This window comes from Oleidesulfovibrio alaskensis DSM 16109 (assembly GCF_000482745.1).
GTDB classification, from domain to species: Bacteria; Desulfobacterota; Desulfovibrionia; order Desulfovibrionales; family Desulfovibrionaceae; genus Oleidesulfovibrio; species Oleidesulfovibrio alaskensis.
Window position 1 is genome coordinate 205,458 of record NZ_AXWQ01000004.1, and the last position, 25,284, is coordinate 230,741.

The window sequence follows — 25,284 nt, forward strand, 5'->3', positions numbered from 1 at the left end:
GTTGAAATGCGCCTTGCAGCGCCATGCAAAACCGCCCGTATCCCGCAAGGGGGACACGGGCGGCAGACTGTCAGCGTATTACAGACCCCAGCCCTGCAGAACCTGCCTGCGCCATGCGGCAAAAGCCTGCGCAAACCCGTCCACGGGCAGTTCCGTTTTTTCACCGGTACGGCGGTCCTTGGCCTCCACAATGCCTCTGGCAAGGCCTTTTCCGCCAACAACCAGCTGCATGGGAACACCTATCAGGTCAGCATCCTTGAACTTGACCCCGGGACGCTCATTACGGTCGTCCATCAGCACATCGCATCCGGCTGCCTGCACTGCCCCGTACAGCTCGTCCACTCTGGCGTTCACATCATCGTTCTTGCCGTCCAGATTAAGCAGCAGCACCTCGAAGGGGGCAATGGGGGGCGGAAAAACAATGCCGTTCTCGTCACTGTTCTGTTCAATACAGGCGGCCACCACACGGGAAACGCCTATGCCGTAGCAACCCATCAGCATGACCTGTTCCTTGCCGTTCTCGTCAAGGAACTTGCAGCCCATGGCCTCGCTGTATTTTGTGCCCAGCTTGAAAACGTGGCCCACTTCAATACCGCGGGTAAGCTCCAGCGTGCCGGAACACCGCGGGCAGGGATCCTTTTCCGTAATCATGCGCAGGTCGGCATATCCCGAAAGGCGGGTGTCGCGTTTCAGGCTTACATGCCGCAGGTGCGTGTCTGCCTTGTTGGCACCGGTTATCCAGTCCGTGGCAAGCCGCAGCTCATTATCGGCAAACAGGCGTTTCACGCCCAGCCCAACAGGGCCGGCAAATCCCACCGGTGCGCCGGTCCATTCCCTGACCTGTTCAGGAGAGGCCAGTTCCAGAGTATCGGCACGCAGCAGGTTTTTCAGTTTGGCCTCGTTAAGCTCGCGGTCACCGCGCACCAAAGCGGCAACAGGCTCGCCGTCGGCCACATACAGCAGGGTTTTGATCAGCGCTGCGGCAGGCACATTCATGAACTCGCACACTTCTTCCACCGTGTGCCGGTCAGGAGTATGCACCTCTTCCACACCGGCAACGGGGGCGTCGCATTCATCCAGCGTGCACACTACTTCCGCACGTTCGACGTTGGCGGAATAATCACAGTCGTGGCAGAATGCTATAGTGTCTTCGCCTGTTTCGGCCAGCACCATGAACTCATGCGAAAAACTGCCGCCTATGGAACCGGAATCCGCTTCCACTGCGCGGAATTTCAGCCCCATACGGCTGAAAATTTTCATATAGGCTTCGTACATGGCACGGTAGCTGATATCCAGCCCCTGTGCGTCCCGGTCAAAGGAGTACGCATCCTTCATCATAAATTCACGGCCGCGCATCAGCCCGAAACGCGGGCGGATTTCGTCGCGGAACTTGGTCTGGATCTGATACAGATTCAGAGGCAGCTGCCGGTACGAACGCACCTCACCCCGCACAAGGTCGGTAATGACCTCTTCGTGCGTGGGCCCAAGGCAGTAATCGCGGCCGTGCCGGTCTGAAATACGCAGCAGTTCTTTGCCGTAAAAATCCCAGCGGCCGCTCTCCTGCCACAGGTCGGCAGGCTGCACCATGGGCATAAGCAGTTCCTGTGCTCCGGCGCTGTTCATCTCCTGACGCACGATGGACGCCGCCTTTTCGATAGAGCGCAGCCCCAGCGGCAGATAAATATAAATCCCCGAAGTAAGCTTGCGGATCATTCCCGCACGGATCAGCAGCTTGTGGCTTACCACTTCCGCATCGGCAGGGGCTTCTTTAAGGGTGGGAATATAAAAATTGCTCCAGCGCATTGTTGTTTTTTACCGTCCTTGACGTTCAGCCAAAAATTTATCCAGTTCTTCATTAAAAGCAGCCAGCAGGTTGGAACCGCCTTTCACGGTCCGGATAACCTCGCCGTGGCGGAAAATGATACCCTTGTCACGGCCGCCGGCAATACCGATATCCGCTTCCCGTGCTTCACCCGGACCGTTGACCACACAGCCCATGACTGCCACTTTAAAACTCTGGGTTTCGTTCTGCAGCCTGCGTTCAATCTCTCCGGCCAGCGAAATGAGATCAATTTCGGTACGGCCGCAGGTAGGACAGGATATAATTTCCGGTCCGCGGAAACGCAGCCCCAGTGAACGCAGAATTTCCCATGCCACAGCCATTTCGGCCACGGGATCTTCCGTCAACGAAACCCGCAAAGTATCACCTATGCCCTGCCACAGCAATATGCCTATGCCCACCGACGACTTGACAGAGCCGCGCAGCATGGTGCCCGCTTCTGTCACGCCGATATGCAAAGGATATTCACACTGCTGCCCGAGCAGCCGGTACGCCGTTACAGTATCCGTTACGGAAGAGGATTTGAGCGAAATCTTGATGTTGTCAAAATTGCGGTCTTCCAGCATCCGCACATGGCGTAAAGCGCTTTCCACCATGGCCTCCGGCGTGGGACCGCAGTATTTTTCCACCAGATCGCGCTCCAGCGAACCGCCGTTCACTCCCACACGGATGACGGAACCGTGGGCCTTGGCAGCATCCACCACCTTGTCCACGTTTTTCTGACCGCCGATGTTGCCCGGATTGATGCGCAGGGCGTCCACGCCTGCCTCCAGAGCGGAAACAGCGAGACGATGGTCAAAATGAATGTCCGCCACCAACGGCACCGTGACCTGATCTTTGATCGGCCTGATAGCCCATGCAGCATCATCATTAAGCACAGCCACGCGGACAATCTCGCAGCCGGCTTCGGCAAGGCTGTTGATCTGTTCCACGGTCTGCTCGACGTCACGCGTATCGGTGTTGGTCATGCTCTGGACAACTACGGGATTATCTCCGCCGATACGCACGTTTCCAATGGTTACTTCGCGCGATTTTCTGCGTGCAATGGTCATGTAAAGCATCCTTATTGGCTCGGTTACGGATGCAGGCTTCATACTGCATTTCCACAGGCAAGCCAAGCATCGGGGCGGACAGGACGCATTTTATCCGCAGGGATGCGTTGACAGAAAGCCTGTGCAGCCACATACTATGCAACTGAGTTGCATTCTCATAACCCTATCACCGGCAGGAGTCAGTATGAACCGCCTGTTTCAGTACGCCGCAACGGCGTTTATAACATTGTTCACGGGGCTTATGCCCCTTGGCGGCACCGCAGCCGCGGCCGACGTTTCCGTGGCTGTCAGCATCATTCCGCAAAAATATCTTATCGAAAAAATCGCAGGAGACACAGCCGATGTCTCGGTGATGGTGCTTCCGGGTGCCAGTCCGGCAACATATGAGCCCCGCCCCGCTCAGCTCGCCGCCCTTGCCGGAGCCGATCTCTACTTTTCCATCGGGGTTCCTTTTGAATCGGCATGGCTTGAGCGCATTCTTTCGGCCAGCAAAGCCATGACACCGGTTGCCATGGATAACGGCATTACCAAACTGCCCATGGCGGAACACCATCACGAAGACGACCGTCATGCCCATGAGGCACACAGCCACGACGAAGACGGTCACCATGACCACGAGGAACACGGACACCACGAAACGGAACACAGCGACCATGCCGGAATTGCCCCGCATGAACACGGACATGACGAGCACGGGCATGACGAGCACGGGCACGAACACGAAGGAGGCAGCGATCCCCATGTATGGCTTTCGCCTGCCAATATGAAGGTAATGGCACGCACCGCGACAGAAGCGCTCATCAGAACAGCGCCTCAGCATGCGCAGCTCTACCGTGCCAATCTGGCTGCTTTTGAGCAGGAAGCCGATGCACTCGACACGAGGCTGCGCGCCATTTTCGCCTCCACTCCGTCAGACAGAAGAGCCTTCATGGTTTTCCACCCTTCGTGGGGATATTTTGCCGCCGATTACGGGCTGCACCAGATTCCCATCGAACTGCAGGGCAAGGAACCGAGCCCCCGCACCTTGCGTGAACTCATAGAGACAGCGCAGGAAAAAAATATCCGCGTCGTTTTCGCTGCACCGCAGTTTTCTCAGAAAAGTGCGGCTGTCATCGCCCGCAGCATAGGCGGTACCGTAGTCACGGCAGACCCGCTGGCTGCAGACTGGGCTGACAACCTCATCAGTGTGGCAGAAGCTTTTGCAGCCTCATTCGGTAACTGAAATGACGCAACCTGTCATAGATGTGAACGCTGTCAGCTTCAGCTACGACAGCCGCACAGCTTACGGCGACCGGGGGCTGGCACTGGACAACATCTCGCTGCGTGTGGACGAGGGCGAGTATCTTGCGGTGCTCGGCCCCAACGGCGGCGGCAAGACCACACTGTTCAAGCTGTTACTGGGGCTGCTGAAACCCACAGCAGGAACAGTGCGCCTGTTCGGCGAAGAACCGCGGGAAGTACTGCACAAGGTCGGCTATGTACCGCAAAGTATCACGGCGAAGCCCTCTTTTCCTGCCAGTGCGCTTGATGTGGTGCTGATGGGGCTTGCCAACCGTGACGGAAAAGGGCTGTTCGGCAGGTGGCGACATACCCCTGCCGAACGGCAGAAAGCCATGCAGTGCATGGAGACCGTCGGGCTGGAGCATCTTGCGGCCAGCCGCTTTTCAGACCTGTCAGGCGGACAGCGCCAGCGGGTGCTTGTGGCGCGGGCGCTGGTTTCCGACCCGCTCCTTCTGCTGCTGGATGAGCCCACTTCCAACATCGACCCGCAAGGCAAGTTCTGTTTCTACGAGTTTCTGGCAGAGCTGCGCGGCCCCATGACCATTGTTGTGGTCAGTCACGATCTGTCCATTGCCGGTTCCGCGTTCAGTGCCGTGGCACTTGTCAACAGAACGCTGAGGTACAATGCGGGGCCCGCATTGACTGCCGAGATGCTGACCATGCTCTACGGCACTCACGATAAAACCTGCCCCATGGGCACATTCATCAACTCCGTTTCGACCATCTTTCCCACGCTGCCGGAGAAAAGACATGATTGAAGCCCTTTCATATGACTTTATGCAGCACGCCTTGCTGGCGGCCCTGCTGGCCAGCATCGCCTGCGGCATCATAGGCACGCTGGTGGTGGTCAACCGGCTGGTTTTTCTGGCCGGCGGAGTTGCCCATGCGGCATACGGCGGTGTCGGACTGGCTTTTTATTTCGGGCTGCCCGTACTGCCGTGCACCCTCGGATTCTCTGTGGCCACCTCGCTGATCATGGCCGACATAGCCCGACGCGACAGACAACGGGCCGATGCCGCCATAGGAGTTCTATGGGCTGCCGGCATGGCTGCCGGCATTATCCTGCTGGACCTCACCCCCGGATATAACGTCGATCTCATGAGCTATCTTTTCGGCAGCATCATGGCGGTTCCCGCCGGAGACCTGTGGCTTATGGCGGGGCTGGACGCGGTCATCGTGAGCGCCGTAGCCTATTTTTACCAGCCGCTGCTGGTGGCATCGTTTGACGAAGAATACGCAGCCGCGCGGGGTGTTCCGGCCAGACTCCTGTACCTGCTGCTCATCGCCATGGCGGCAGTCACCGTGGTCATGCTCATCCGCATTGCGGGGCTTATTCTTGTCATCGCGCTGCTTACGCTGCCCACTTTCGCCGCGGCGCGCACCGCGCGCACCATGGGCGGCATGATGTTTGCCTCCACGCTGTGGAGCATGGTGTTCTGCCTGTGCGGTCTGTGGCTTTCGTACATGTTCAATCTGACATCCGGCGCGGCCATCATAGCCGCCGGAGTGGCGTGCGTCTGCGTCACAGCTGCGGCCTCGCGGCTGCGCAGAGCGCGCACCGCCGCACTGTAGGATGGCATAATGACAGACAACCATCATACCGCCGGCGCTGAACAGTGCCTTTTGACGGCAGGGCTGGAAGCCACCCCCAACCGTCTGGCCGCACTGCGCGCCCTGCACGGCATGGGATATGCCGCAAGCGCGCAGGAGGTGCTGGAAGCCCTGCCGGCAGGAACCATGGACAGAGTTACCCTGTACCGCACGCTGGATACGCTGGCGGCACGGGGAGTTATCAGCAAAACAAGCGCCGCCGACAGGTCGTTCCGCTACTGCAGCACACCGGAAAACGGTATAACGCCCCACTGCCACTTCTATTGCCGCAAGTGCGGCAGAATGCATTGCCTTGCTCCCGCACCGCTGGAACAGTGGGCCATGCGCACAGCCGCAGAACATAATGTAGACGTGCAGCGCATCGAAATACGGCTGGACGGGCTGTGCGCCGCCTGCTCCAAAAGACAGACTGACCATTCCTGACATACAAAGGCCCCCCGCGGGCCTTTGTTTCTTTATGACCTCCGCATTTTCTGCACCGGCATATCCGGATGCTCTCTGCACTTAAGAAATACCGCCAGCTGCCGATATGCTTATCGGATGCTACTAATTCGCCGCAGGGAAGCGGCAGAAGTATACGGAGGACATGGATGTCAATCCTGAAAAATACACTGCTGGCATGCGCCATGGCGGGAGTGCTGACGACAGCGCCCGCAGCGCTGGCCGAAGACATGCAGCACGGCACCGGCATGGAAGGCTTTAATACCGGCACGGCGTTGCGGGTGCAGAATCCGCAGGGCGACCACACGCTGGTACAGGGCGGCAGAACCACCCTGCGCACCGTGCACGGGCTGCCCCGCGGAGTTGTGGTGTCCGACGGCAACAACGGTCTTGTGCACATCACCGAAGACCGTGCCGTGCAGCCGCCTTCGCCTGAATACGACGACGCCCGTGAGCTCAAACTGAAAATACGAGAACTGGCGGATCAGCTGCTGGAAGGCAAGGCGGAAAAAGCGCTGAGAGGAGTTGCCGCACTGCCTGCTTCTTTTGTCAATCAGGACAATTTCGAGCAGAGCTCATCCTTTGGCAGATATATTGCCGAACAGCTGTTCTACGAATTCAACCAGCGGGGCTTTCCCGTACGGGAATACCGGCTTCAGCAAGGCATAGCCACACGCCGAGCCGAAGGGGAATTCATTCTCTCGCGCGGCAATCAGGTCATCGCGGCTTCTCCCGCCGCCAATATTTATCTGACAGGCACATACTACCGCGACAGATACAGTGTATTCGTCAACGCGCGGCTTATCAGAGCGTCCGACGGCCTTGTGCTGCGCACGGGACAGCTGGTGTTTCCGGTAACCGGTGTCACCAGACGCATGCTGGCATCCACGGATGTAAAGCTGGAATCCACCTATGTCGGCATGCAGGATTTTGAAATAATGACCCGCGCCACTGATCTGACAAGTATCGACCTTGGCGACGACATTCATTAACGGAGCAGCCATGCGCAACAGCAAAGTCGCAATCATCATGGCCCTGTGCACGGGTGCCGTCCTGCTGACGGCAGGGTGCTCCACCATGCCGGAACAGGCCCCGCCCCCTCCTCCGCCCGCACAGGTGGTGGTGGAATATGATTCACAGGCACTGGGCAGCTACCGGCAGGCGCGCCTTTTTATGGAACAGGGGCGCTACGAACTGGCACGGGAACAGTACCTTGTGGCACTCTCTCTTGCCCGCAATGAAGACCTGCGTGAACGCCTGCAGCATGAACTGCAGGCAGCCGACCGCATGGTACGCAGCATGCGCTGAAATCAGCGCGGGAGATACGGACATGCATGTCAGAACATATTCATTTCATATAGCCGTCGGCCTGCTGATGCTGGCTCTGCTGCTTCCTCTTGCCGCAGCCGCCCAAAGTCTGCCCCAGACAGCTGACGCCGTGGCGCGCAGCATAGACAGCCAGCTGGCCGAACGTCTGGGCCTGTTTGAAACCCCCGTCAAAGGATACTCACTGATAGTGACCACCCCTGTGGATATAAACGATTTTGAAGCAGCCAACCCGCTGGCACGCCAGATGAGTGAAGAACTGGCGGCCTGGTTTGCTCAGGCCGGCTACAAGGTGCAGGAAATCCGCAAAAGCCGCGGCGTGATGTTTGCACCGCGCAAAGGCGAAATAATGCTTACCCGCAAACAGCGGCTGCTTGCCAACGAAAACCTGCGCACCACCCTCATGCTGAGCGGAACCTACACGCGCACCCCGAAGCATGTCCGGTTCAACATACGACTGCTGCATGCCCCCAGCAACGAGGTGCTGGCCATGGCCAGCGGCACGCTGCCGCTCACCCGGGAGCTACGTTCGCTGCTGGATTCGGGCCACATGTACCGCGCCACAGGATATTCACCCAGTGTAGGCACCTCGCTGCGCTGACAACCGGCCGTACAAAAACAGACCGCCCCGTGATGCCACGGGGCGGTTTTTGCTGTACCGTTCTCAATACATCAGCGATGGCAACAGGGTGACAATCTGCGGAAAGCAAAGCAGCAGGGCAATGCCCGCAATCACCGCCACAAGAAAAGGCAGAACCCCCTTGAACACACTCTCCAGAGCTATACCGCCCGGAACAACCTGCTGGGCAATGCCGTACACAACATAGACATTTATACCCACCGGCGGAGTGATGACCCCCATTTCAGTTACCAGCACAATGATGATGCCGAACCAGACAGGGTCGTACCCCAGATTGAGCACCAGAGGATAGAACACCGGTATGGTCAGCATGACCAGCGCCAGTGAATCCATAAAGCAGCCGCCCACAAAGTACACGGCCACCACAAGTCCCATAACGGCAAAGGCCGGCAGATCAAAACCACCTACCCAGCCGGCAATGTCAAAAGGAATACGGGTCACGGCAAGAAATTTGCCGAACACGGTGGCACCGGCTATCAGCAGCATGACCATGCATGATGTGCGCAGGGTCTCATCCACGGCTTTGACAAAACCCCGCCATCCCAGATGCCCTCTGGATACGGCAAGCACAAACACCCCGAGCACGCCGATGGAAGCAGCCTCCGTGGGGGTGAACCAGCCGTAGAACATGCCGCCGATGACAAGCGCAAAAACAAGCAGAGTGTCCACCAGCCCCATAAGTGAACGCAGACGGCAACGCCATGACGAACGCCGGCCTGCCGGTCCGTGCTTCGGGTACAGCAGGCACTGCACCGCAACCGCCGCGATAAAAAGCAAGGTAAGCAGCAAGGCGGGCAGAATACCGGCGACGAACAGAGCGCCTATGGACTGCTCTGTGAGCACTCCGTAAACCAGCAGAACAACACTGGGCGGCATGATCATGCCCAGCCCGCCGCCGGAAGCCACGGCGCCAGCGGCCAGTTCGTCCGAATATCCGAAGCGCTTCATCTCGGGCAGGCCCACTGTGGCCATGGTGGCCGCCGTGGCCGGACTGGATCCGCAGACAGCGCCGAATGCCGTACAGGCGGAAACCGTGGCCATGGCCAGCCCGCCGCGCACATGGCCCAAAAAACAATACGCGGTGTCATAAAGCCGCCGGCTTATACCCGCGTTGAAAGCAATCTGCCCCATGAGAATGAACAAAGGGATGGTGCTCAGCTCGTGCGAGGCAAACGTGGAATATACCGACCGCCCCAGCATGTTCAGCCCGCCGGTGACGCTGGTAAGCATACTGAACCCGGCAACCCCCACCAGCAGCATGGCATAAGCCACCGGCATGCGCAGCATGAAAAGCACCATCATGGCAGCAATGCCGCAAATACCCGCAATCGTGGGATCCATCATGCTTCTCCCCGTACGGCCCGCAGCACGTCGCACACCAGATGCAGCGCGAACACAACAACGCCCAGCCCCACCAGAGCGACTACCAGATATTCCGGCAGTTCCAGATTCATGGACAGTACGCCGGAACGGCGCATGGAAACGGCATAATCGAAAAGACGCCATGCCAGAACACTGAACAGCGCCAGACAGACTGCATCGACCAGCAGCCTGATCACCCGCCGCACTTTCCGGCCGTACCGTCTGATAAAAATCTCCACCGCGATATGACTTTGCATCCTGTGCGCATACGGCAGTGAAAAGCCCGCCGTCAGCGCCGCCAGAAAGGCCACAAGCTCTTCTGTACCGAAAAGCGGCGAAGCAAAGGCCCTGCCTGCCACATCCGCAGCAGTAACCAGCACCATACCGCACAGGGAGCATCCTGCACCCGCCCGCATCAGGTTCTCTGTCCCCGACAGCATACCATCAAGCCATTTCACTTCTGTTTCCTCTTACGGACAAACAGGCACGGGATATCCCGTGCCTGTAATCACTGTTCAAGCAAGACACCGGCTTCAACGGCCGCTTGCAAGCTCATTGCGGATAAACTCCACCACGCCCTCAGCATCCACACCACGCTTTGCGGCCTGCCGCACATACTCCTGAACCACCGGCTCGACAGCCTGCTTCCAGCGTGCCATCTCGGCCTCTTCCAGCGTGATGAAGCTGTTGCCCTGCTCTGCAAAAAACGCCCTGCCTTCTGCGTCGCTCTCGTCCCACGCCGCACCATGGCGCGGTGCCCACTCGCGGCTTATCCGGGTGATGGTCTCCTGCACCTCGCCGGGCAGAGATTCCCACCGGTCTTTATTCATCACCACAAAAAACGTTGTCGTATACGCCACGGGCACGGCCTCCGTGCAGTAATCAACAACTTCCGCCATTTTCCAGCCTTTGTTTGTTTCGGCAGGATACATGCCGCCGTCAACCACGCCGCGCTGGATGGACTGATATGATTCAGGCATCGACATGGCCACGGGCGTCCCGCCCAGTGCTTTGACCACACTGGCGGAATTTCCTGTGGCACGCAGCTTCAAGCCCTGCATATCTTCCAGCGAGCGCACCGCCTTTTGCCGCGTATGCAGCAGCCCGGGACCATGGGCATGAAAATACAGCACATGCACGTCCTGCAGTTCGCGCGGCACAAAGTGACTGTACACGCTGTTTGCAACCCGTGTGGCCTGCGCCCCGCTGGTATACCCCAGCGGCAGGTCCACGGCTTCCATAAGCGGAAAACGTCCTCTGGAATACGCCAGCGCGGAGAGCCCGATGTCAGAAATCCCCTGCACCACGCCGTCGTAGGCCTGCCTTGCCCCTGTCAGGGTTCCGGCAGGATAAAAATCAATGACGACAGCACCTGCTGTTCTTTTTTCAACTTCCCGCGCCCACTCTTCCGCCAGTACGGACTGCACATGCGAGGGCGGAAAAAAGCTGCTGTATGTCAGCCTGTACGTCTGCCCCAGACATACAGAAGCAAAGCCGGACACTCCAAGCAAGACCGCACATACGGCCAGTAACATCAGACGTTTCACACTACCCTCCCGAACTGCTTTCTGTCGCGGTTGCCGGTTCCTGTTCAGAACCGTCCTTAAGCGCCAGGGCCAGAGCCCGCGCCGCCAGACGAACATCACGGGTCTGCAGCGTACCTGTGCCCAGAATGCTGTGAATAAGAAATCCCTCAAACAACGCGGTGTTAAGAGCACCCATTTTTTCCGCAGGATACCCCTGTGGCACATAGCCGCCCACAATATCGGCAAACATGGCGTCCGAAAGGCGGTATATGCGTTTAGCCAGCTCTGCCTTCAACCGTTCATCGCGTGAAGCGTGAATGGTGAATTCCAGAAAAACCCTCGACCAGTTGCGGTCGTCCACTATGCTGTCCAGAAAATCCCAGACAGCATCCAGTGCTTCTTCCAGCGAACGCGCGCTTTGCAGGCGCTCCGCCCTGCGGGCCCTGTAGGCAGCCAGCTTCTGCTCGATAAGCTGCAGGATCAGTTCGTCTTTACCCGCCCAGTGGCGGTAAAAGCTTCCTTTGGCGTAACCTGCCCGGGCAGTTATTTCTGCTATGGTTGTGGCAAAAAAACCTTTTTCTTCAAAAAGACGCTGCGCCGCGTCCAGCAGCTCGGTCTGGGTCTGCTGTGTTTTTTCCTGCTGTCTGCGTCTCATGGCACACCCTTGTGACCAGTGTTTACTTTGTGACCGATGGTCACTTTTTACGGTAACTACTCTTCTCGTAACGCAAAGTCAACGCACGTCATAAAAGAAACGCCCCGCTTTTCAGCGGGGCGTTTGATACAGTGCGCAAAAGCCTTCGTCTACTGCGGAGTGGAAGCCGGAACCTCCGCCCCTTTTCTCAAAGAACAGGAAAGCGGGGTATGGCCTTCCATACCGTTGAATATGGCATCGGCTTCCGCCAGCAGTGCATGGGGCAGCACATCATCCACATGATCAACAGGAACCACGGTAAGACCTTTCAGAATTTCATCAGGCACTTCCTTCAGATCCTTTTCGTTATCACGGGGAATGAGCACTTTTGTAATGTGCCCGCGGTGCGCAGCCAGCAGTTTTTCACGCAGTCCGCCGATGGGCAGCACCCTGCCCCGCAGCGTTATTTCACCGGTCATGGCCAGTTCGTCGCTTACCGGTACGCCCAGCAGCGCAGATACAAGCGACGTGGCAAGCGTGATACCCGCCGAAGGGCCGTCCTTGGGCGTGGCGCCCTCGGGAACGTGCACATGAATGTCTATTTCCTTATGAAAATCAGGACGCAGACCGAACATGTCGGAACGCGAGCGCACATAGGAAAGAGCCGCCTTGGCAGATTCCGTCATCACATCACCCAGCTTTCCGGTGATGGATACCTTGCCTGTTCCGGGCATGATGGCAGTTTCCACCAGCAGCAGTTCTCCGCCAAGCTCCGTCCATGCAAGCCCTGTGGAAACCCCTACCTGCGGCTGGTTTTCCTTTTCTCCGTACCGGTACTTTTTGACCCCGAGAAACGTTCCCAGATTCTGTCTGGAAACAGTCACTGCTCGGTCCATGTCATCTTTTTCCACAAGCTGCATGGCTGACTTGCGGCAGATGGTGGCGATTTCGCGCTCAAGGTTACGTACACCTGCTTCACGCGTGTAGGAACGGATAATGTCGAGCAGGGCATTGTCTGAAAGCCGGACATTTTCCGGTTTCAGGCCGTGCTGCTCTATCTGCTTGGGCAGCAGAAAATCGCGTGCGATACGGCGCTTTTCCGTTTCCAGATAGCCGGGCAGCCGGATTATCTCCATGCGGTCCTGCAGCGGCAGCGGAATGGAATGCAGGCTGTTGGCCGTGGTTATAAAAAAGATCTGCGAAAGGTCGTAGTCCAGATCAAGATAATGGTCGCCGAACGTGCCGTTCTGCTCGGGGTCAAGCACTTCCAGCAGAGCCGAAGAAGGATCACCACGGAAGTCGGTGCTCATCTTGTCTATTTCGTCAAGGCAGAAAAGCGGGTTGTTGAACTTTACCCGCTTGAGCGACTGCAGAATCTTTCCGGGCAGTGCCCCCACATATGTACGGCGGTGCCCTCTGATTTCGGCTTCGTCACGCACGCCGCCCAGCGAAAGCCGCACAAACTCCCGTCCTGTGGCCGTGGCCACCGAACGGGCAAGCGATGTCTTGCCCACGCCGGGAGGCCCGACAAGACACAAAATAGGGCCTTTCAGCTTTTTCACAAGCTTTTGCACAGCCAGATATTCCAGAATACGCTCTTTGGGCTTTTCCAGACCGTAATGGTCATTATCCAGCGTGCGGCGGGCTTCTTCTATGTCGATGGTCGTTTCTTTCAGCGCATTCCAGGGAAGATCGATTATCCAGTCCACATAGTTGCGCACCACGGTGTATTCTGCGGAAGAAGGCGGCATCTGGCGCAGCTTTTTAAGTTCGCGCAAGGCTTTTTCACGCGCCTCATCAGGCATATCCTTGGCTTTGAGCTGCTCTTCAAGGTCGTTCACTTCGGCCTGCGGGTCGTCTTCGCGCCCCATTTCCTTGTGAATGGCCTTTATCTGTTCGTTCAGGTAGTACTCGCGCTGGTTGCGCTCCATCTGATTTTTCACACGGTTTTTGATGCGCTTTTCCATGGACGATATGGCAATCTCGCCCTGCAACATTTCAAACACGGCTTCCAGACGGCTAGCGGGGTCGGTGTTTTCCAGCACTTCCTGCTTTTTACGATACTCCACCTTAAGGTGCGGCATGACGGCATCTGCCAGTTTGCCGGGCGATGTCAGCGACAGAATGGCTGCCAGAGCCTCCTGCGCAAGCTTTTTGTTGGTCTTGCTGTATTCTTCCAGAGCCTCATGTGTGGCCCGCACCAAAGCATCCGCTTCAGGACCGGCATCGCCGTCGTCATCCAGCGGGTCCACCGTAACAACAGGGTACGCGGAATCACCAGATTCCACAGAAAGTTCGCCGCCTGTCCAGCGGGCGCGGTACAGACCTTCAAAAAGCACCTTTATGGTGCCGTCGGGCAAGCGGAGAATCTGAAGAATCTTACTGACGGTTCCCACAGGAAACACATCCTCGGGACCGGGCTTTTCCAGTTCAGGCTCGCGCTGCGCCACCAGAAAAATAGTCTTGCCATAATGCTCTATGGCGCTGTCGATGGCCTTGATAGACGCTTCACGTCCCACAAAAAGAGGAACGATGGAGCGCGGAAACATGACCACCTCTCGCAGAGACATAAGCGGAAGCTGGATTCCCTCAGGGTTTCCTGCGGAAAATTCTGCATCAAAATCTGTCATTTACTCCTCCTGAAGAAGGTCAACGTCCGGCACGTTGAAAAAGAAAGGGACGTCAGACCAAAAGCTAACGCCCCTGTCGGAATTGTCAATTCTCCGGCAGGCGTTTCCCTTTCGGGAACCCGGCCGGCGGGAGCCGTCGGAACGATGATTCCCGTCTGGCGGGCATCAGGTTCCGGTTTTGGCTTCCGTCTGGTACAGGAAAATAGGCTCCTTGCCTTCTTCGACCACCGCGGTGTTGATGACACACTCTTTAACGCCGGTCATGGAAGGCAGATTGAACATAATTTCAAGCATGACGGACTCAAGCACGTTGCGCAGCCCGCGGGCGCCGGTTTTGCGTTCTATGGCCTGACGGGCCACCGCGCGCAGTGCATTGCTGGTAAAGCGCAGCTTCACGTGATCCAGCTCGAACAACTTCTGGTACTGGCGCACCAGGGCATTTTTCGGCTCCTGCAGAATGCGCACAAGGTCATCTTCCGCAAGTTCATTCACATGCGTAATGACCGGAATACGACCGATGAATTCGGGAATAAGCCCGAACTTGACCAGATCGTTGGGATGCACGTTGCCAAGCAGGTCGGAAAGCGGGGTCTCCTTTTTCGAGGCTACCTTGACGCCAAAGCCCATGGCACCGCCATGCATCCGCTGCTCGATTATCTTGTCCAGCCCGATAAATGCCCCGCCCATGATGAACAGGATATTTGACGTATCAAGCCGGATGAATTCCTGCTGGGGATGCTTGCGCCCCCCCTTGGGCGGAATATTGGCTTCGGTGCCTTCGATGATTTTAAGCAGCGCCTGCTGCACGCCTTCGCCGGAAACATCGCGGGTGATGGAAGGACCGTCGCCCTTGCGGGAGATTTTGTCGATTTCATCAATATACACGATACCCTTGGAAGCGGCTTCGATGTCATAATCGGCATTCTGCAGCAGCTGCACCAGAATGTTTTCAACATCTTCGCCCACGTATCCGGCCTCTGTCAGAGTAGTGGCGTCGGCTATGGCAAACGGCACGTTAAGCACACGGGCCAGAGTTTTAGCCAGCAGGGTTTTACCGCTGCCCGAAGACCCTACAAGCAGGATGTTGCTTTTTTCCAGTTCCACTTCATCAGAAAGTGTTTCTGCAAAAAACACGCGCTTGTAGTGGTTGTGCACAGCAACTGACAGAATTTTCTTGGCCGTATGCTGGCCTATGACATACTCATCCAGCCTGGCCTTGATTTCCGCAGGGCTGAGCAGCTTGCCCGCATCCACTGATTCCTGCACATGCTCCTGCGCAATGATCTCATTGCACAGCTCTACGCATGCATCGCAAATATAAACATCAGGCCCTGAAATCAGGCGCTTTACGCTGTCCGGCCCTTTCTGGCAGAACGAGCATCTGGGCTCCTGTGCAGACCCGTCATTTTTTCTATCCATTAGCCCTTCCTGTTATTTGCCGTCTTTTTCCACATCTTTGCGCGATGTGAGAATACGGTCAATGATACCGAAGTTCTTTGCATTTTCAGGCCCCATGAAATAATCGCGATCGGTATGCTCAACAATTTTTTCAAGAGGCTGCCCCGTGTGACGGGACAGAATTTCGTTCAGTCTGTCCTTCAGACGCAGAATTTCCCGAGCCTGAATATCAATGTCTGTGGCCTGCCCCTGAGCACCGCCCATGGGCTGATGAATCATGATGCGGCTGTTGGGCAGCGCAAACCGCATGCCGGGCTGACCTGCGGCCAGCAGAAAAGCCCCCATGCTGGCGGCCTGCCCCATGCACAACGTGGCCACAGGCGCGGAAATGTACTGCATGGTGTCGTATATGGCCAGCCCCGCTGTCACCACTCCGCCGGGCGAATTGATGTACAGATAAATTTCCTTTTCAGGGTTTTCCGATTCCAGAAACAGCAGCTGGGCGCAGATAAGTGAAGCAACATTGTCATCCACGGGGGTGCCCAGCAGAATGATACGGTCTTTCAGCAGTCTGGAATAAATATCGTAGGCCCGTTCGGCACGGCCCGTCGACTCAATAACCATGGGGATGGGCATGATATGATAACTCCTGGGTGATGATGCGGCTGTTGCCCGTAAGCGAACGGCGGGACATCGGGATTTGTATGTATGTTCAAGTCAAAAAGACGGCAGGTCATACACGCCGCCGTGCATCCGCGTAAAAAAAGCGGATTATGGCGCTTTTTGCAACCTTCACTCTGCAGCGGCGGACACATCTGCATAGTAGCAGAAAGCGTGCCGACTGCTCAAGTGTGCTGGCGGCTCAAGACAATCGTTATCACGCGACGGGCCGCAGTCAATAGCGCCTGCCGCATTTTAGACAAAAACAGGGGAAGTGCGGTGCACTTCCCCTGCAAAACAACAACAGATACAGCAGAAACTATTCAGCGGCTTCGGCTGCTTCTTTCTTTGCGGGAACTTCTTTGATGGCCGCTTTTTCGTAGATGGCTTCCATGGCTTTGTCAGCCAGCATGCGGTCACGCAGGTTAAAAATCATGTTGGTACGGGTGTAGTGTTCCTTCATGGTCTGGAAATCCTGGCCGCTGCGCATGGCAATCTGCTGCAGCTGACGATCCACTTCCTGCTCGGAAACAGTTACGCCTTCCTTCTGGGCTGCCTTTACCAGAAAAATCTGGGTACGGGCAATGTGCTCTGCCTCGGGGCGCACTTCGTCGCGCAGCTCTTCAGGAGACTTGCCCAGAGACTCAAGGCTTTTGCCCTGACGTTCAAGACGGTCTTTCTTTTCGGCAAGCAGGCTGTCCATGTACATTTCCAGCATGGATTCAGGTACAGGGAAGTCCAGCGTCTTGAGCAGGCTGTCCACCATGGTCTTCTGGGCCTGAGCCTTGCACAGCTGAGTGCGGCTTTCCAGATAGGACTGTTCCACGGTTTCACGCATTTTATCAAAAGACTCGAAGCCGCCGGCCTTTTTGGCCAGTTCGTCATCAAGTTCGGGCAGCTTGCGTTCTTTCACGGCGTGCACGGTCACTTTCATGGTGACGGTCTTGCCTGCAAACTCGGGGTTGATGAAATCTTCGGGGAAGGTGACATCGCCTTCGGTTGCTTCGCCGGGCACGGCGCGCTTCACCAGCTCTTCAAAATCGACCAGCGCCTGATTGCCGCCCAGATTCAGTTCAAAATTATCTGCGGCCACACCGGCAATGGGCTCACCGTTTTCATAAGCGGCAAAATCCAGCACGGCAATCTCGCCGTCTTTGGCGGGACGGTGTTCTGCCACGGTAACCACGTCGGCAAGGTTGGTACGAATGCGCTCCAGCACGGCGTTGACTTCGTTTTCGTCAACCTCGGGCTTTTCCTGCTCAACTTCCATGCCGTCATAATCAGGCATTTCAAACACGGGCATCACTTCAAAAGAAATGGTGTAGACAAATTCCTTGTCACGTTCCAGCTGCCCGCCATCAAAGTCGATGCGCGAAGCAGGCTGGGTGTCGAGCGAACCCACAACTTCGTTGATATGCACGTTCACCAGATCCTGAGTGGCTTCGTTGTATACTTCCTTACGGAAGCGTCCTTCGATGATGCTGGCAGGCACTTTACCCTTGCGGAAACCGGAAAGGTTCACACTGGTCTGGTACACGGCGATGGTGGCAGCCAGAGCGGCATTCACTTCTTCAACGGGCACTGTGATAGTAATTTTCTTTTTAACCGGCGAAAGGTCTTCGACATTATATTCCATGGGTTCGCTCCTTACACGCCAGAGGCGTCTGTGCTGGCTCAGGGTCTCCGGCTTTCCGGCGGACGCCCGGCGGGATTTTTAACGGCATGGTCCGCTGAGGGACACGACATGATATACCGCTTGAATATTCACCTGAAAAAGCGGCAACCGCTCTTTCTTTCAATACAGATGGCATACCAGCGGCATCATGCAGAGACTCGCTGGTAAAGGCATCGTTTCGATACAAAAAATGTACGGATGCAAATCGGGTTTTGCTACGCGTAATTTATGCCGGAGTCAATCCCTGCGGGCACGCCCCGGCCGCGACGGTCTGAGGTCCGGCACTGCGCAGAAATCAACAGGGGCATACCAGTGCCGGAGCATATGAGCTCATCGGCACCGCGCTGCAACTCATTCAAAAACTTCTACAATTACAAAAACTTGCTTTTACTGACAGGTATGCCTATAAGAATATATCATTCACATTGTCTGGCTTTTTGCACCGGACCAAACAGGAGGACGACATGAACAAGTACACGGTCATTGTGAGGCGCCATTTTTTCACCGGAACCATGGATGCAGATCAGAGATGGCAGCTTTACCGTGACTCGGACAACTCTCCCGTTTCCGGCACACGGGAAGAGGCAGAGGCTGCCATCCGCAGACTCGAATCAGCCGACTATGTATACGGCCACGGTGAATGCAGGCGCCCCGAGTACAAGGTTGTTCAGATGGAATCGCCGCTTGCACGGCGGATTATAGCCCGCGACCTGTGCGAATGTGAAGCCGTGTAGCCAGTCATCCGACTAACAGTCATCCGGCAAACAGTCATCTGCAGCCGGCACAATGAAGCCCACCCCCGTTCCCGCGCCTGCGACGGCGGGGGTGGAACTGCCCCACTCTCTCGGCGAAGCCAGCCCGGCACCGTACGACAAAGCACACGACAGCCCGTACCTGCTGCACTGCAACACCCGACCGCAGCCGACACGGACTACGGCCACCTATGCACCGATCTCCGGTCGCACAGTGCCTGCACCGGACACAACCGGACGACAAAACCAAGAAAGCCCGCGCCAGCCGTAGCTTTTGCGGACTTTCCAGTACCTCTGAAGAAGTGCTTGTGGTGCGAGAGAGGAGACTCGAACTCCTACGCACAAAGGCGCTGGATCCTAAGTCCAGTGCGTCTACCAATTCCGCCACTCTCGCACAAAAAAAGAAATGTGAGATGAGCACTCACGTATCGAAGGCGCGCACCTATACCACCGCAGCAGCCGGTTGGCAAGTGTTGCGTATACAGCTGCCCCTATACAGCGGCCAGATGCAGGGAAGCGGACTGCCGGTCAGTCACTTCACCAATGTGGGCAACAAACTCGCCTGCATCATGCAGTCTGGAAACAGCCTCATCCAGACGACTGCCCGGCACGGCAAGCACCAGTCCGCCGGAAGTCTGGGCATCAAAAACCAGATCAGCCGTTATTGTAGGCACACCGGCATCAATGGTGACTTTGGATTCACAGTAATGCTTATTGGCGTAGCTGCCCGCCGGAACAAGCCCCATAGAGGCCAGCTCCGCGGCACGTTCGATGACAGGAACCCGCTGCGCCCACAACCGCACTGTGCGTGAAGATGCCAGAGCCATTTCCAGCAGGTGTCCTCCGAGCCCGAAACCGGTCACGTCCGTAGCCGCTTTCAGCCGCATGGCGCGCAGTACCGAACCGGCAGCGGCATTAAGGTGCCCTGCCCACCTGAAAACCAGTTCCTCAATCTCGTCCGCACCGTCCCAGCGTGCCTTCAGTGCAGTGGCAAGCACGCCGGTGCCCAAAGGCTTTGTAAGCAACAGCTGGTCACCGGTCTGCAGTGCGGCATTGGAAGTAAAGCCGTCGGGGTCTACCACACCGGTTACGGAAAGGCCGAACTTGATCTCATCGTCTTCAACACTGTGGCCGCCGGCAAGTGAAGCCCGGGCATCACACAATGTGTCGTATCCCCCATGGATAATGGCCTGCAGAATATCCCGCGGCAAATCCTTGATGGGGAAACAAACAATGTTCATGGCACACCACGGCTCTCCACCCATGGCGTAGACGTCTGAAAGCGCATTGGCAGCTGCTATCCTGCCGAATTTGTAGGGATCATTCACAATGGGAGTGAAAAAATCCACTGTCTGCACAAGTGCTTTTCCCGCAGGAAAATGCAGAATCGCCGCGTCCTCATTATGTTCTCTGCCAACAATCAGCCGGTCGTCATGCTGGGCGCGTCCGGGCAGAGAAGCAAGAATCTGCTCCAGGTCCCCCGGAGCTATCTTTGCTGCTCAGCCTGCAGCTTTTACTTTATCAACCAGCGTGATGCGGGACATTGAAGCTTCCTTCAGCCTGTCGTGTTCAACGGCATTTTTTTGTCAAAAACTCGATAAAATGGCGTGCCGCCGGAAACAGCTGCCGCCGTGAGTGATAAATACAGAAAAACTCGCGGCGGACATCCAGTCCGTCCACTGTAATTTCAACCAGTTCGCCGCGTGAAAGAAATTCCGCAACAGCGATGCGGGAGGTGACACTAACCCCCAGTCCGGCGCGGACACATTGAATGACAGACTGCGAGCTGTCAACACAGGCCACTGGACGAAAACTCCGGCAATCGATGCCATGCGTTCCCAACGCTGCGGAAAAAATCTTCCATGTTCCGGAACCTGCTTCGCGCACGACCCAGGGCATATCCGCCAGCGATTCGCAAGAAACACTACCGCTGCGGGGAGCAAAATCCGGTGCGCCGATAATGATAAGCTCATCATCGATAATGGGAGTGAACACGATATCCGGCTGCTGGTCATGAGCACCTACCACACCGAGCGTAAGCTCACCTGCCCCGACTTTACGGATTATCTCGCCGGTATCTCCTGTACGCAGTTGTAACTGAACCTCAGGAAACGAACGCATATAAGCGGCCATAACCGGTGGCAACAGGTACTGGGCTGGAATGGTGCTGGCACCGACCGGAACTTCACCGGTAATGATATCCTGCAACTGGCTTATCTCCAGATGAGCAGTTTCAAGGCTGGCAAACGCGGTCATGGCATGCCGGTACAGGATTTCTCCGGCAGGCGTGGGCAAAACACCGCGGCCCATTCTGTCCAGCAGCCTGACATCCAGTTCCTTTTCCAGCGCAGAAACATGTGCGCTGATGGTGGGCTGAGACAAAAAAAGCTCATCGCCGGCTCGTGAAAAGCTGCGCAACTCATACACCTTGCAAAATGCTTCTAGCCTTCTGAAATCAATCATGTCTATGCAGTACATCGGCAAGACGGATAACGCAAGAGCATTGGGCCAATTGGGCTTTACACACATTACTGGCGCACAAAAAAAGTACCGGCCGCGCGCACACCTGCAAGCCGGATATGCGAGAGCAGAAGCAGGCTATCTCCCCGCGGACAAATATTCCGCACGGCATATGCGTCTGCGCCACTCCAAAAAGTTCTGTTTGCTGCGAACGACAGTACGGTAAATACAAGATGAAAAAGCGGGCTGGCTATTACGAAAAAGCGCAATCCGTAACGCCGAGTGAGGGGCTGGCCTTCAGCCATCATCTGCGGGCGAACATCTTTTGCAAAAAAAATCCGGAACCACAGGAACAACCTATTAAGCGTATGTAGTGCAAAACAGCAAAGTTTGCCGAAGGCCCGAGAGGTTACGACAAAGCAATGAAGCGCAACCGCACTGCAGAAACGTGCCACAACTGCAACGGACTGCAGATTAAGCAGAGTCCATGGGACAAAAAGGACTGAAGAAAAGCACAGTTCATACAAGACGAGGCACTGACAAGGCCAATCGAGTTGTCCGCCTTGAAGCCGGACATGGCAGCGGCTTTCTGGACACTTACAAGACTCTGGTGCCAACAGCGCCATAGCAGAGCAATCAGCACCCGTTTAAGCGCCTCTGCGCTTGCAGCGGTGAACAGGTTTCCGGAATCCGCAACGACAGTTTATCGCTCGGCTTATCACGGAAAAACGAGGCCTGCGAGGCTCATGTCCCGCTGGCTGCTCCCCCCTGCGGTATCCACATAAGAAACTCGGTACCGGACTATGATTGCAAGATGTACACTTCAGATCGCCGGCTGGTTGCAGAGCCCAAACTGCACGAGCTCTTCGGACAGTCTGTAACACTCGAAAATTCATCTATTATGAAATTTCAAAGAACATCTGAACAGGCCCGGGGAGCAAACGACTTTAAACACCTGCCCTCTTTTCATTCACAGAATTTACGCAACAAACTTTCCAGTGCACGCCTTTTCCCGCTGCAAAGGCGTAAGGGGCACTCCGGCACTACCACCACAGCCTACTTGCAGGTCCATTATCTGTCAGCCCCGCGCTTAGCTTCCCGGCAATGGTCCACCGAAGGCGCCGGACCAAGTTTACGCTCTTGACCTTATAACTTTCCTTAGCACCAAGTCTGGACATGCCTCCGGCACCACCTACTAAAGGGACCGGCGCGTCCGATAAAACCGGAGGCTACTCCAATCATCAGTCCTATGCTCTATCGCCTGCAGTTGCAGCCTCTTTAAAACAATGAACAAAACATCATCTGTTACTGATTTTCTAAAACGTTAAACAGCCAACCTTGTCGGAGTCTGCATACAAAAAGGGCGAACCTTACGGTTCGCCCTGAATAAGCTATACAAAAGCAAGTGACTACGCTTCAGCAGCGTCTTCAGCTTCCTCTTTTTCTGCTTTCTTGGGAGCTGCCTTCTTAGCAGGCTTTGCAGCCTTCTCTTCAGCAACTTCCCTGGCGGGAGCTTCCTTTGCGGCAGCCTCAGCGTCACCCAGACGGGTCAGCTCGATAACAGCCATAGGAGCATTGTCGCCGGGACGGGGAGCACCAAGCTTCAATACGCGGGTGTAACCACCGGGAACACCAACAAACTTGGGACCGATCTCGTCGAAAAGCCGCTTAACCAGCTGGTGGCTACCCAGAACCTTGTAAGCCTGACGACGGGCGTGCAGGTCGTTACGCAGTGCGAGGGTAATCAGCGGCTCGACAACTCCGCGCAATTCCTTGGCCTTAGCTTCGGTCGTGCGGATTTTACCGTACGTCAAAAGAGATTTGGCCATGTTGCGGAACAGAGCAGACCGATGCGAGGAACTCCTGTTCAGCTTTCTGCCGGATTTTCTATGCCTCATTTTGCTGCTTCCTCTTCAACCATTCCTGATATTTCTTCTCGAAGCCATCGACCTTCATGCCGAAATCGAGAGACATTTCGCCCAGTACCCGACGGATTTCGTCAAGCGACTTACGGCCAAAGTTCTTGGTTTTCAGCATTTCACCTTCGGACTTCTGCACCAGCTCGCCGACCAGCGAAATGTTGGCCGACTTCAGGCAGTTGGTGGCGCGAACAGAAAGTTCGAGCTCGTCAATGCCCTTGAACAGGTTTTCATTGACGTCAGAAGCAGAGCTTCTGCCTTCGTTTTCCTGTTCGGAAATACGCTCGTCAAAGTTGATGAAGACCGAAATCTGATCCTTGATGATCTTGGCACTGTACGCAATCGCATCCTCGGGGGATATGGAGCCGTCGGTCCACACTTCAAGGATGAGCTTGTCGTAGTTGGTCATCTGGCCAACGCGAGCCTGCTCCACCGTGTAGGCGACCTTGCGTACCGGCGAAAAGCTGGCATCAAGGGCAATAAGGCCGATCTCGTCGCTCAGCCCTTCGTGCATATCGGCAGGAACATAGCCCTTACCCATACGAACTTCGAGTTCGAAGGTCAGCTCAACGTCCTCAGTCAGCGTCATAAGATGCTGATCTGCATTCAGAACCATCACGTGCTGATTGCACTTGATGTCGCCGGCCTTAACTTCGCCGCTCTTGTTGACATGGAGCGCAAGGTGCTGAGGCTCCTCGGTATCCATGGCAAGACGGACCTGTTTAAGGTTGAGTACGATATCGGTAACGTCTTCAAGCACACCGGGAATGGTGGTGAACTCGTGCTGAACTCCAGAGATCTTTACGGCCACAAACGCGGCGCCCTGCAGGGACGCCAGCAGGACGCGACGCATGGCATTGCCGATGGTCGTTCCGTAGCCGCGCTCCAGAGGTTCGCAGACGAACTTGCCGTACATGGTGTCGGCGGATTCACTAGCCCGGGAGATTTGATCGGGCTTGACCAGCTCGGACCAGTTACGCGTGTTGATAAGCCTGTCGCCTTGTTTGATGAGCATGCTCGAACCTGCTTATTTGGAGTAAAGTTCGACGATAAGCTGTTCGCTCATCGGGAACTGGATGTCCTCGCGCTGCGGCAGGGCCTTGACTACACCACGGAAGTTGGGGCCGTCAGCTTCGAGCCAGGACGGGCAACCGCGACGTGCGATTACTTCCTGAGCCTCAGCGATAACCGGCATTTTGCGATTCTTTTCACGCACTTCAATCACGTCACCAACCTTAACCTGAATGGAAGGAATGGTAGCCTTGCGGCCATTGACGGTGAAGATGCCGTGACGAACCATCTGGCGGGCCTGACTACGGGAGTTGGCAAGGCCCAGACGGTAAATCACGTTGTCCAACCGGCGCTCCAGAATGGAGAGCAGGTTGCTACCGGTAACGCCCTTGGACATGTCCGCTTTCACGAAGTAGCTGTGGAACTGCTTTTCCAGCAGCCCGTACATACGACGCACTTTCTGCTTTTCACGCAGCTGCACGGCGTAGTCGCTGTTCTTCTTGCGGGCGCGGCCATGCTGGCCGGGAGCGTAAGGTCTGCGATCGAATGCGCACTTGTCAGTGTAGCAGCGATCACCTTTCAAAAAAAGCTTGCCACCTTCACGCCGGCATATGCGGCACTTGGAATCATTATATTTAGCCAAGACTGATTCCTCCTCAACTAAACGCGGCGCCGTTTGGGAGGACGGCAGCCGTTGTGGGGAATGGGGGTGATATCACGGATGAATGCCACCTTGAAACCGGCGGCATTGATAGCGCGCATAGCGGACTCACGTCCGGAACCGGGGCCCTTAACAAAGATACCCACTGTGCGCATTCCGTTTTCCTGTGCACGACGGGCTGCCTGATCGGCAGCTATCTGTGCGGCAAAGGGAGTGCTCTTACGCGATCCCTTGAAGCCGCTCTGTCCTGCACTGGCCCAACTCACCGTGTTACCCCTGGTATCAGTGAAGGTAATGATGGTGTTATTGAACGTCGCCTGAATATGGGCAACCCCGACGGGGATGGACTTTTTCTCTTTCTTCTTGCCCACGCGCTTAGGTCTTGCCATAACTTCACTCTCTGTG

At 56.2% G+C, this 25,284-nt stretch carries 24 protein-coding genes and 1 tRNA gene; 8 read left to right on the top strand and 17 right to left on the bottom strand.

The genetic code is table 11. The annotated features are described in order from the left end of the window. Positions 1-78: 78 nt before the first annotated feature. Both H586_RS0101055 and ispG read right to left on the bottom strand, forming a co-directional pair. The gene (locus H586_RS0101055) at positions 79-1,803 is read right to left on the bottom strand and encodes a proline--tRNA ligase (protein ID WP_027181170.1); all 1,725 of its coding nucleotides are present in this window, start codon (positions 1,801-1,803) and stop codon (positions 79-81) included. Between the two features lie 9 nt (positions 1,804-1,812). Beyond that, entirely contained in the window at positions 1,813-2,892 is a 1,080-nt protein-coding gene (gene ispG, locus H586_RS0101060; protein ID WP_011368098.1) for a flavodoxin-dependent (E)-4-hydroxy-3-methylbut-2-enyl-diphosphate synthase, read from the bottom strand. Between the two features lie 184 nt (positions 2,893-3,076). Here ispG and H586_RS0101065 point away from each other — a divergent pair, with 184 nt between their 5' ends. The 7 genes from H586_RS0101065 to H586_RS0101095 all read left to right on the top strand — a co-directional run bounded on the left by H586_RS0101065 (position 3,077) and on the right by H586_RS0101095 (position 8,152). After that, entirely contained in the window at positions 3,077-4,114 is a 1,038-nt protein-coding gene (locus H586_RS0101065) for a metal ABC transporter solute-binding protein, Zn/Mn family (RefSeq protein ID WP_027181171.1), read from the top strand. 1 nt (position 4,115) lies between these two features. Continuing rightward, positions 4,116-4,931 carry a metal ABC transporter ATP-binding protein gene (locus H586_RS0101070; RefSeq protein ID WP_027181172.1) on the top strand — a complete coding sequence of 272 codons (816 nt, stop codon included), beginning with the start codon at positions 4,116-4,118 and terminating at the stop codon, positions 4,929-4,931. Beyond that, positions 4,924-5,745 (top strand): metal ABC transporter permease, encoded by an 822-nt coding sequence (locus H586_RS0101075; RefSeq protein ID WP_011368101.1) that lies wholly within the window; start codon positions 4,924-4,926, stop codon positions 5,743-5,745. The genes H586_RS0101070 and H586_RS0101075 overlap by 8 nt, the downstream gene beginning before the upstream one ends. A gap of 9 nt (positions 5,746-5,754) precedes the next feature. Further along, complete coding sequence (locus H586_RS17750) at positions 5,755-6,207, top strand: Fur family transcriptional regulator (protein ID WP_011368102.1); 453 nt, start codon at positions 5,755-5,757, stop codon at positions 6,205-6,207. 167 nt (positions 6,208-6,374) lie between these two features. Then, positions 6,375-7,217 carry a FlgO family outer membrane protein gene (locus H586_RS17755; RefSeq protein ID WP_011368103.1) on the top strand — a complete coding sequence of 281 codons (843 nt, stop codon included), beginning with the start codon at positions 6,375-6,377 and terminating at the stop codon, positions 7,215-7,217. 10 nt (positions 7,218-7,227) lie between these two features. Beyond that, a complete protein-coding gene (locus tag H586_RS17760) occupies positions 7,228-7,533 on the top strand; it encodes a hypothetical protein (RefSeq protein ID WP_011368104.1) in 306 nt (101 codons plus the stop codon). Positions 7,534-7,555: 22 nt separating this feature from the next. After that, a complete protein-coding gene (locus H586_RS0101095) occupies positions 7,556-8,152 on the top strand; it encodes a FlgO family outer membrane protein (protein ID WP_011368105.1) in 597 nt (198 codons plus the stop codon). A 63-nt stretch (positions 8,153-8,215) separates the two neighbouring features. Here the strand turns inward: H586_RS0101095 and H586_RS0101100 are convergent, their stop codons facing one another. The 8 genes from H586_RS0101100 to tig all read right to left on the bottom strand — a co-directional run bounded on the left by H586_RS0101100 (position 8,216) and on the right by tig (position 18,037). Then, the gene (locus H586_RS0101100) at positions 8,216-9,532 is read right to left on the bottom strand and encodes a TRAP transporter large permease (RefSeq protein ID WP_027181173.1); all 1,317 of its coding nucleotides are present in this window, start codon (positions 9,530-9,532) and stop codon (positions 8,216-8,218) included. Beyond that, complete coding sequence (locus tag H586_RS0101105) at positions 9,532-10,011, bottom strand: TRAP transporter small permease (protein ID WP_027181174.1); 480 nt, start codon at positions 10,009-10,011, stop codon at positions 9,532-9,534. Before H586_RS0101105 ends, H586_RS0101100 begins: the two co-directional genes overlap by 1 nt. 75 nt (positions 10,012-10,086) lie before the next feature. Beyond that, positions 10,087-11,100 carry a TRAP transporter substrate-binding protein gene (locus H586_RS0101110; RefSeq protein WP_027181175.1) on the bottom strand — a complete coding sequence of 338 codons (1,014 nt, stop codon included), beginning with the start codon at positions 11,098-11,100 and terminating at the stop codon, positions 10,087-10,089. Between the two features lies 1 nt (position 11,101). After that, positions 11,102-11,734 (bottom strand): TetR/AcrR family transcriptional regulator, encoded by a 633-nt coding sequence (locus H586_RS0101115; protein WP_011368109.1) that lies wholly within the window; start codon positions 11,732-11,734, stop codon positions 11,102-11,104. A gap of 149 nt (positions 11,735-11,883) precedes the next feature. Next, positions 11,884-14,343: an endopeptidase La gene (gene lon, locus H586_RS0101120; RefSeq protein WP_011368110.1), complete on the bottom strand. Its 2,460-nt coding sequence runs from the start codon at positions 14,341-14,343 to the stop codon at positions 11,884-11,886. A gap of 165 nt (positions 14,344-14,508) precedes the next feature. Beyond that, on the bottom strand, positions 14,509-15,762 hold the full coding sequence (gene clpX, locus H586_RS0101125) for an ATP-dependent Clp protease ATP-binding subunit ClpX (protein ID WP_011368111.1): 1,254 nt from the start codon (positions 15,760-15,762) through the stop codon (positions 14,509-14,511). Between the two features lie 12 nt (positions 15,763-15,774). Next, positions 15,775-16,377: an ATP-dependent Clp endopeptidase proteolytic subunit ClpP gene (gene clpP / locus H586_RS0101130; RefSeq protein WP_011368112.1), complete on the bottom strand. Its 603-nt coding sequence runs from the start codon at positions 16,375-16,377 to the stop codon at positions 15,775-15,777. Positions 16,378-16,720: 343 nt separating this feature from the next. After that, a complete protein-coding gene (gene tig / locus H586_RS0101135) occupies positions 16,721-18,037 on the bottom strand; it encodes a trigger factor (RefSeq protein ID WP_011368113.1) in 1,317 nt (438 codons plus the stop codon). A 503-nt stretch (positions 18,038-18,540) separates the two neighbouring features. Between tig and H586_RS0101140 the strand changes: the two genes are divergently transcribed. Beyond that, entirely contained in the window at positions 18,541-18,810 is a 270-nt protein-coding gene (locus tag H586_RS0101140; protein WP_011368114.1) for a hypothetical protein, read from the top strand. 327 nt (positions 18,811-19,137) lie between these two features. On the opposite strand, the gene H586_RS0101145 is transcribed toward H586_RS0101140, so the two are convergent. From H586_RS0101145 to rpsK, 7 genes are all read right to left on the bottom strand, one after another. After that, positions 19,138-19,222, bottom strand: a tRNA-Leu gene (locus H586_RS0101145). A gap of 97 nt (positions 19,223-19,319) precedes the next feature. Beyond that, the gene (gene selD / locus H586_RS0101150; protein WP_081428120.1) at positions 19,320-20,372 is read right to left on the bottom strand and encodes a selenide, water dikinase SelD; all 1,053 of its coding nucleotides are present in this window, start codon (positions 20,370-20,372) and stop codon (positions 19,320-19,322) included. A 25-nt stretch (positions 20,373-20,397) separates the two neighbouring features. Then, on the bottom strand, positions 20,398-21,357 hold the full coding sequence (locus H586_RS0101160; protein ID WP_155891330.1) for a selenium metabolism-associated LysR family transcriptional regulator: 960 nt from the start codon (positions 21,355-21,357) through the stop codon (positions 20,398-20,400). 1,340 nt (positions 21,358-22,697) lie between these two features. Then, on the bottom strand, positions 22,698-23,186 hold the full coding sequence (gene rplQ / locus H586_RS0101170; RefSeq protein ID WP_027181178.1) for a 50S ribosomal protein L17: 489 nt from the start codon (positions 23,184-23,186) through the stop codon (positions 22,698-22,700). Beyond that, positions 23,176-24,222: a DNA-directed RNA polymerase subunit alpha gene (locus H586_RS0101175; RefSeq protein ID WP_027181179.1), complete on the bottom strand. Its 1,047-nt coding sequence runs from the start codon at positions 24,220-24,222 to the stop codon at positions 23,176-23,178. The genes rplQ and H586_RS0101175 overlap by 11 nt, the downstream gene beginning before the upstream one ends. 12 nt (positions 24,223-24,234) lie before the next feature. Next, on the bottom strand, positions 24,235-24,861 hold the full coding sequence (rpsD, locus tag H586_RS0101180; RefSeq protein WP_027181180.1) for a 30S ribosomal protein S4: 627 nt from the start codon (positions 24,859-24,861) through the stop codon (positions 24,235-24,237). Positions 24,862-24,878: 17 nt separating this feature from the next. After that, complete coding sequence (gene rpsK / locus H586_RS0101185; protein WP_011368121.1) at positions 24,879-25,268, bottom strand: 30S ribosomal protein S11; 390 nt, start codon at positions 25,266-25,268, stop codon at positions 24,879-24,881. Between the last annotated feature and the right edge of the window lie 16 nt (positions 25,269-25,284).

Bases quoted from the DNA above. Each gene is read 5' to 3' on its own strand.
- ispG (WP_011368098.1), bottom strand. From the start codon at position 2,892: ATGACCATTGCACGCAGAAAATCGCGCGAAGTAACCATTGGAAACGTG.
- H586_RS0101065 (WP_027181171.1), top strand. From the start codon at position 3,077: ATGAACCGCCTGTTTCAGTACGCCGCAACGGCGTTTATAACATTGTTC.
- H586_RS17760 (WP_011368104.1), top strand. From the start codon at position 7,228: ATGCGCAACAGCAAAGTCGCAATCATCATGGCCCTGTGCACGGGTGCC.
- H586_RS0101175 (WP_027181179.1), bottom strand. From the start codon at position 24,222: ATGCTCATCAAACAAGGCGACAGGCTTATCAACACGCGTAACTGGTCC.
- H586_RS17755 (WP_011368103.1), top strand. From the start codon at position 6,375: ATGTCAATCCTGAAAAATACACTGCTGGCATGCGCCATGGCGGGAGTG.
- clpX (WP_011368111.1), bottom strand. From the start codon at position 15,762: ATGGATAGAAAAAATGACGGGTCTGCACAGGAGCCCAGATGCTCGTTC.
- H586_RS0101075 (WP_011368101.1), top strand. From the start codon at position 4,924: ATGATTGAAGCCCTTTCATATGACTTTATGCAGCACGCCTTGCTGGCG.
- H586_RS0101070 (WP_027181172.1), top strand. From the start codon at position 4,116: ATGACGCAACCTGTCATAGATGTGAACGCTGTCAGCTTCAGCTACGAC.
- clpP (WP_011368112.1), bottom strand. From the start codon at position 16,377: ATGCCCATCCCCATGGTTATTGAGTCGACGGGCCGTGCCGAACGGGCC.
- H586_RS17750 (WP_011368102.1), top strand. From the start codon at position 5,755: ATGACAGACAACCATCATACCGCCGGCGCTGAACAGTGCCTTTTGACG.
- rplQ (WP_027181178.1), bottom strand. From the start codon at position 23,186: ATGAGGCATAGAAAATCCGGCAGAAAGCTGAACAGGAGTTCCTCGCAT.
- lon (WP_011368110.1), bottom strand. From the start codon at position 14,343: ATGACAGATTTTGATGCAGAATTTTCCGCAGGAAACCCTGAGGGAATC.
- H586_RS0101055 (WP_027181170.1), bottom strand. From the start codon at position 1,803: ATGCGCTGGAGCAATTTTTATATTCCCACCCTTAAAGAAGCCCCTGCC.
- rpsK (WP_011368121.1), bottom strand. From the start codon at position 25,268: ATGGCAAGACCTAAGCGCGTGGGCAAGAAGAAAGAGAAAAAGTCCATC.
- H586_RS0101095 (WP_011368105.1), top strand. From the start codon at position 7,556: ATGCATGTCAGAACATATTCATTTCATATAGCCGTCGGCCTGCTGATG.
- H586_RS0101160 (WP_155891330.1), bottom strand. From the start codon at position 21,357: ATGTGTGTAAAGCCCAATTGGCCCAATGCTCTTGCGTTATCCGTCTTG.
- H586_RS0101115 (WP_011368109.1), bottom strand. From the start codon at position 11,734: ATGAGACGCAGACAGCAGGAAAAAACACAGCAGACCCAGACCGAGCTG.
- tig (WP_011368113.1), bottom strand. From the start codon at position 18,037: ATGGAATATAATGTCGAAGACCTTTCGCCGGTTAAAAAGAAAATTACT.
- H586_RS0101100 (WP_027181173.1), bottom strand. From the start codon at position 9,532: ATGGATCCCACGATTGCGGGTATTTGCGGCATTGCTGCCATGATGGTG.
- H586_RS0101140 (WP_011368114.1), top strand. From the start codon at position 18,541: ATGAACAAGTACACGGTCATTGTGAGGCGCCATTTTTTCACCGGAACC.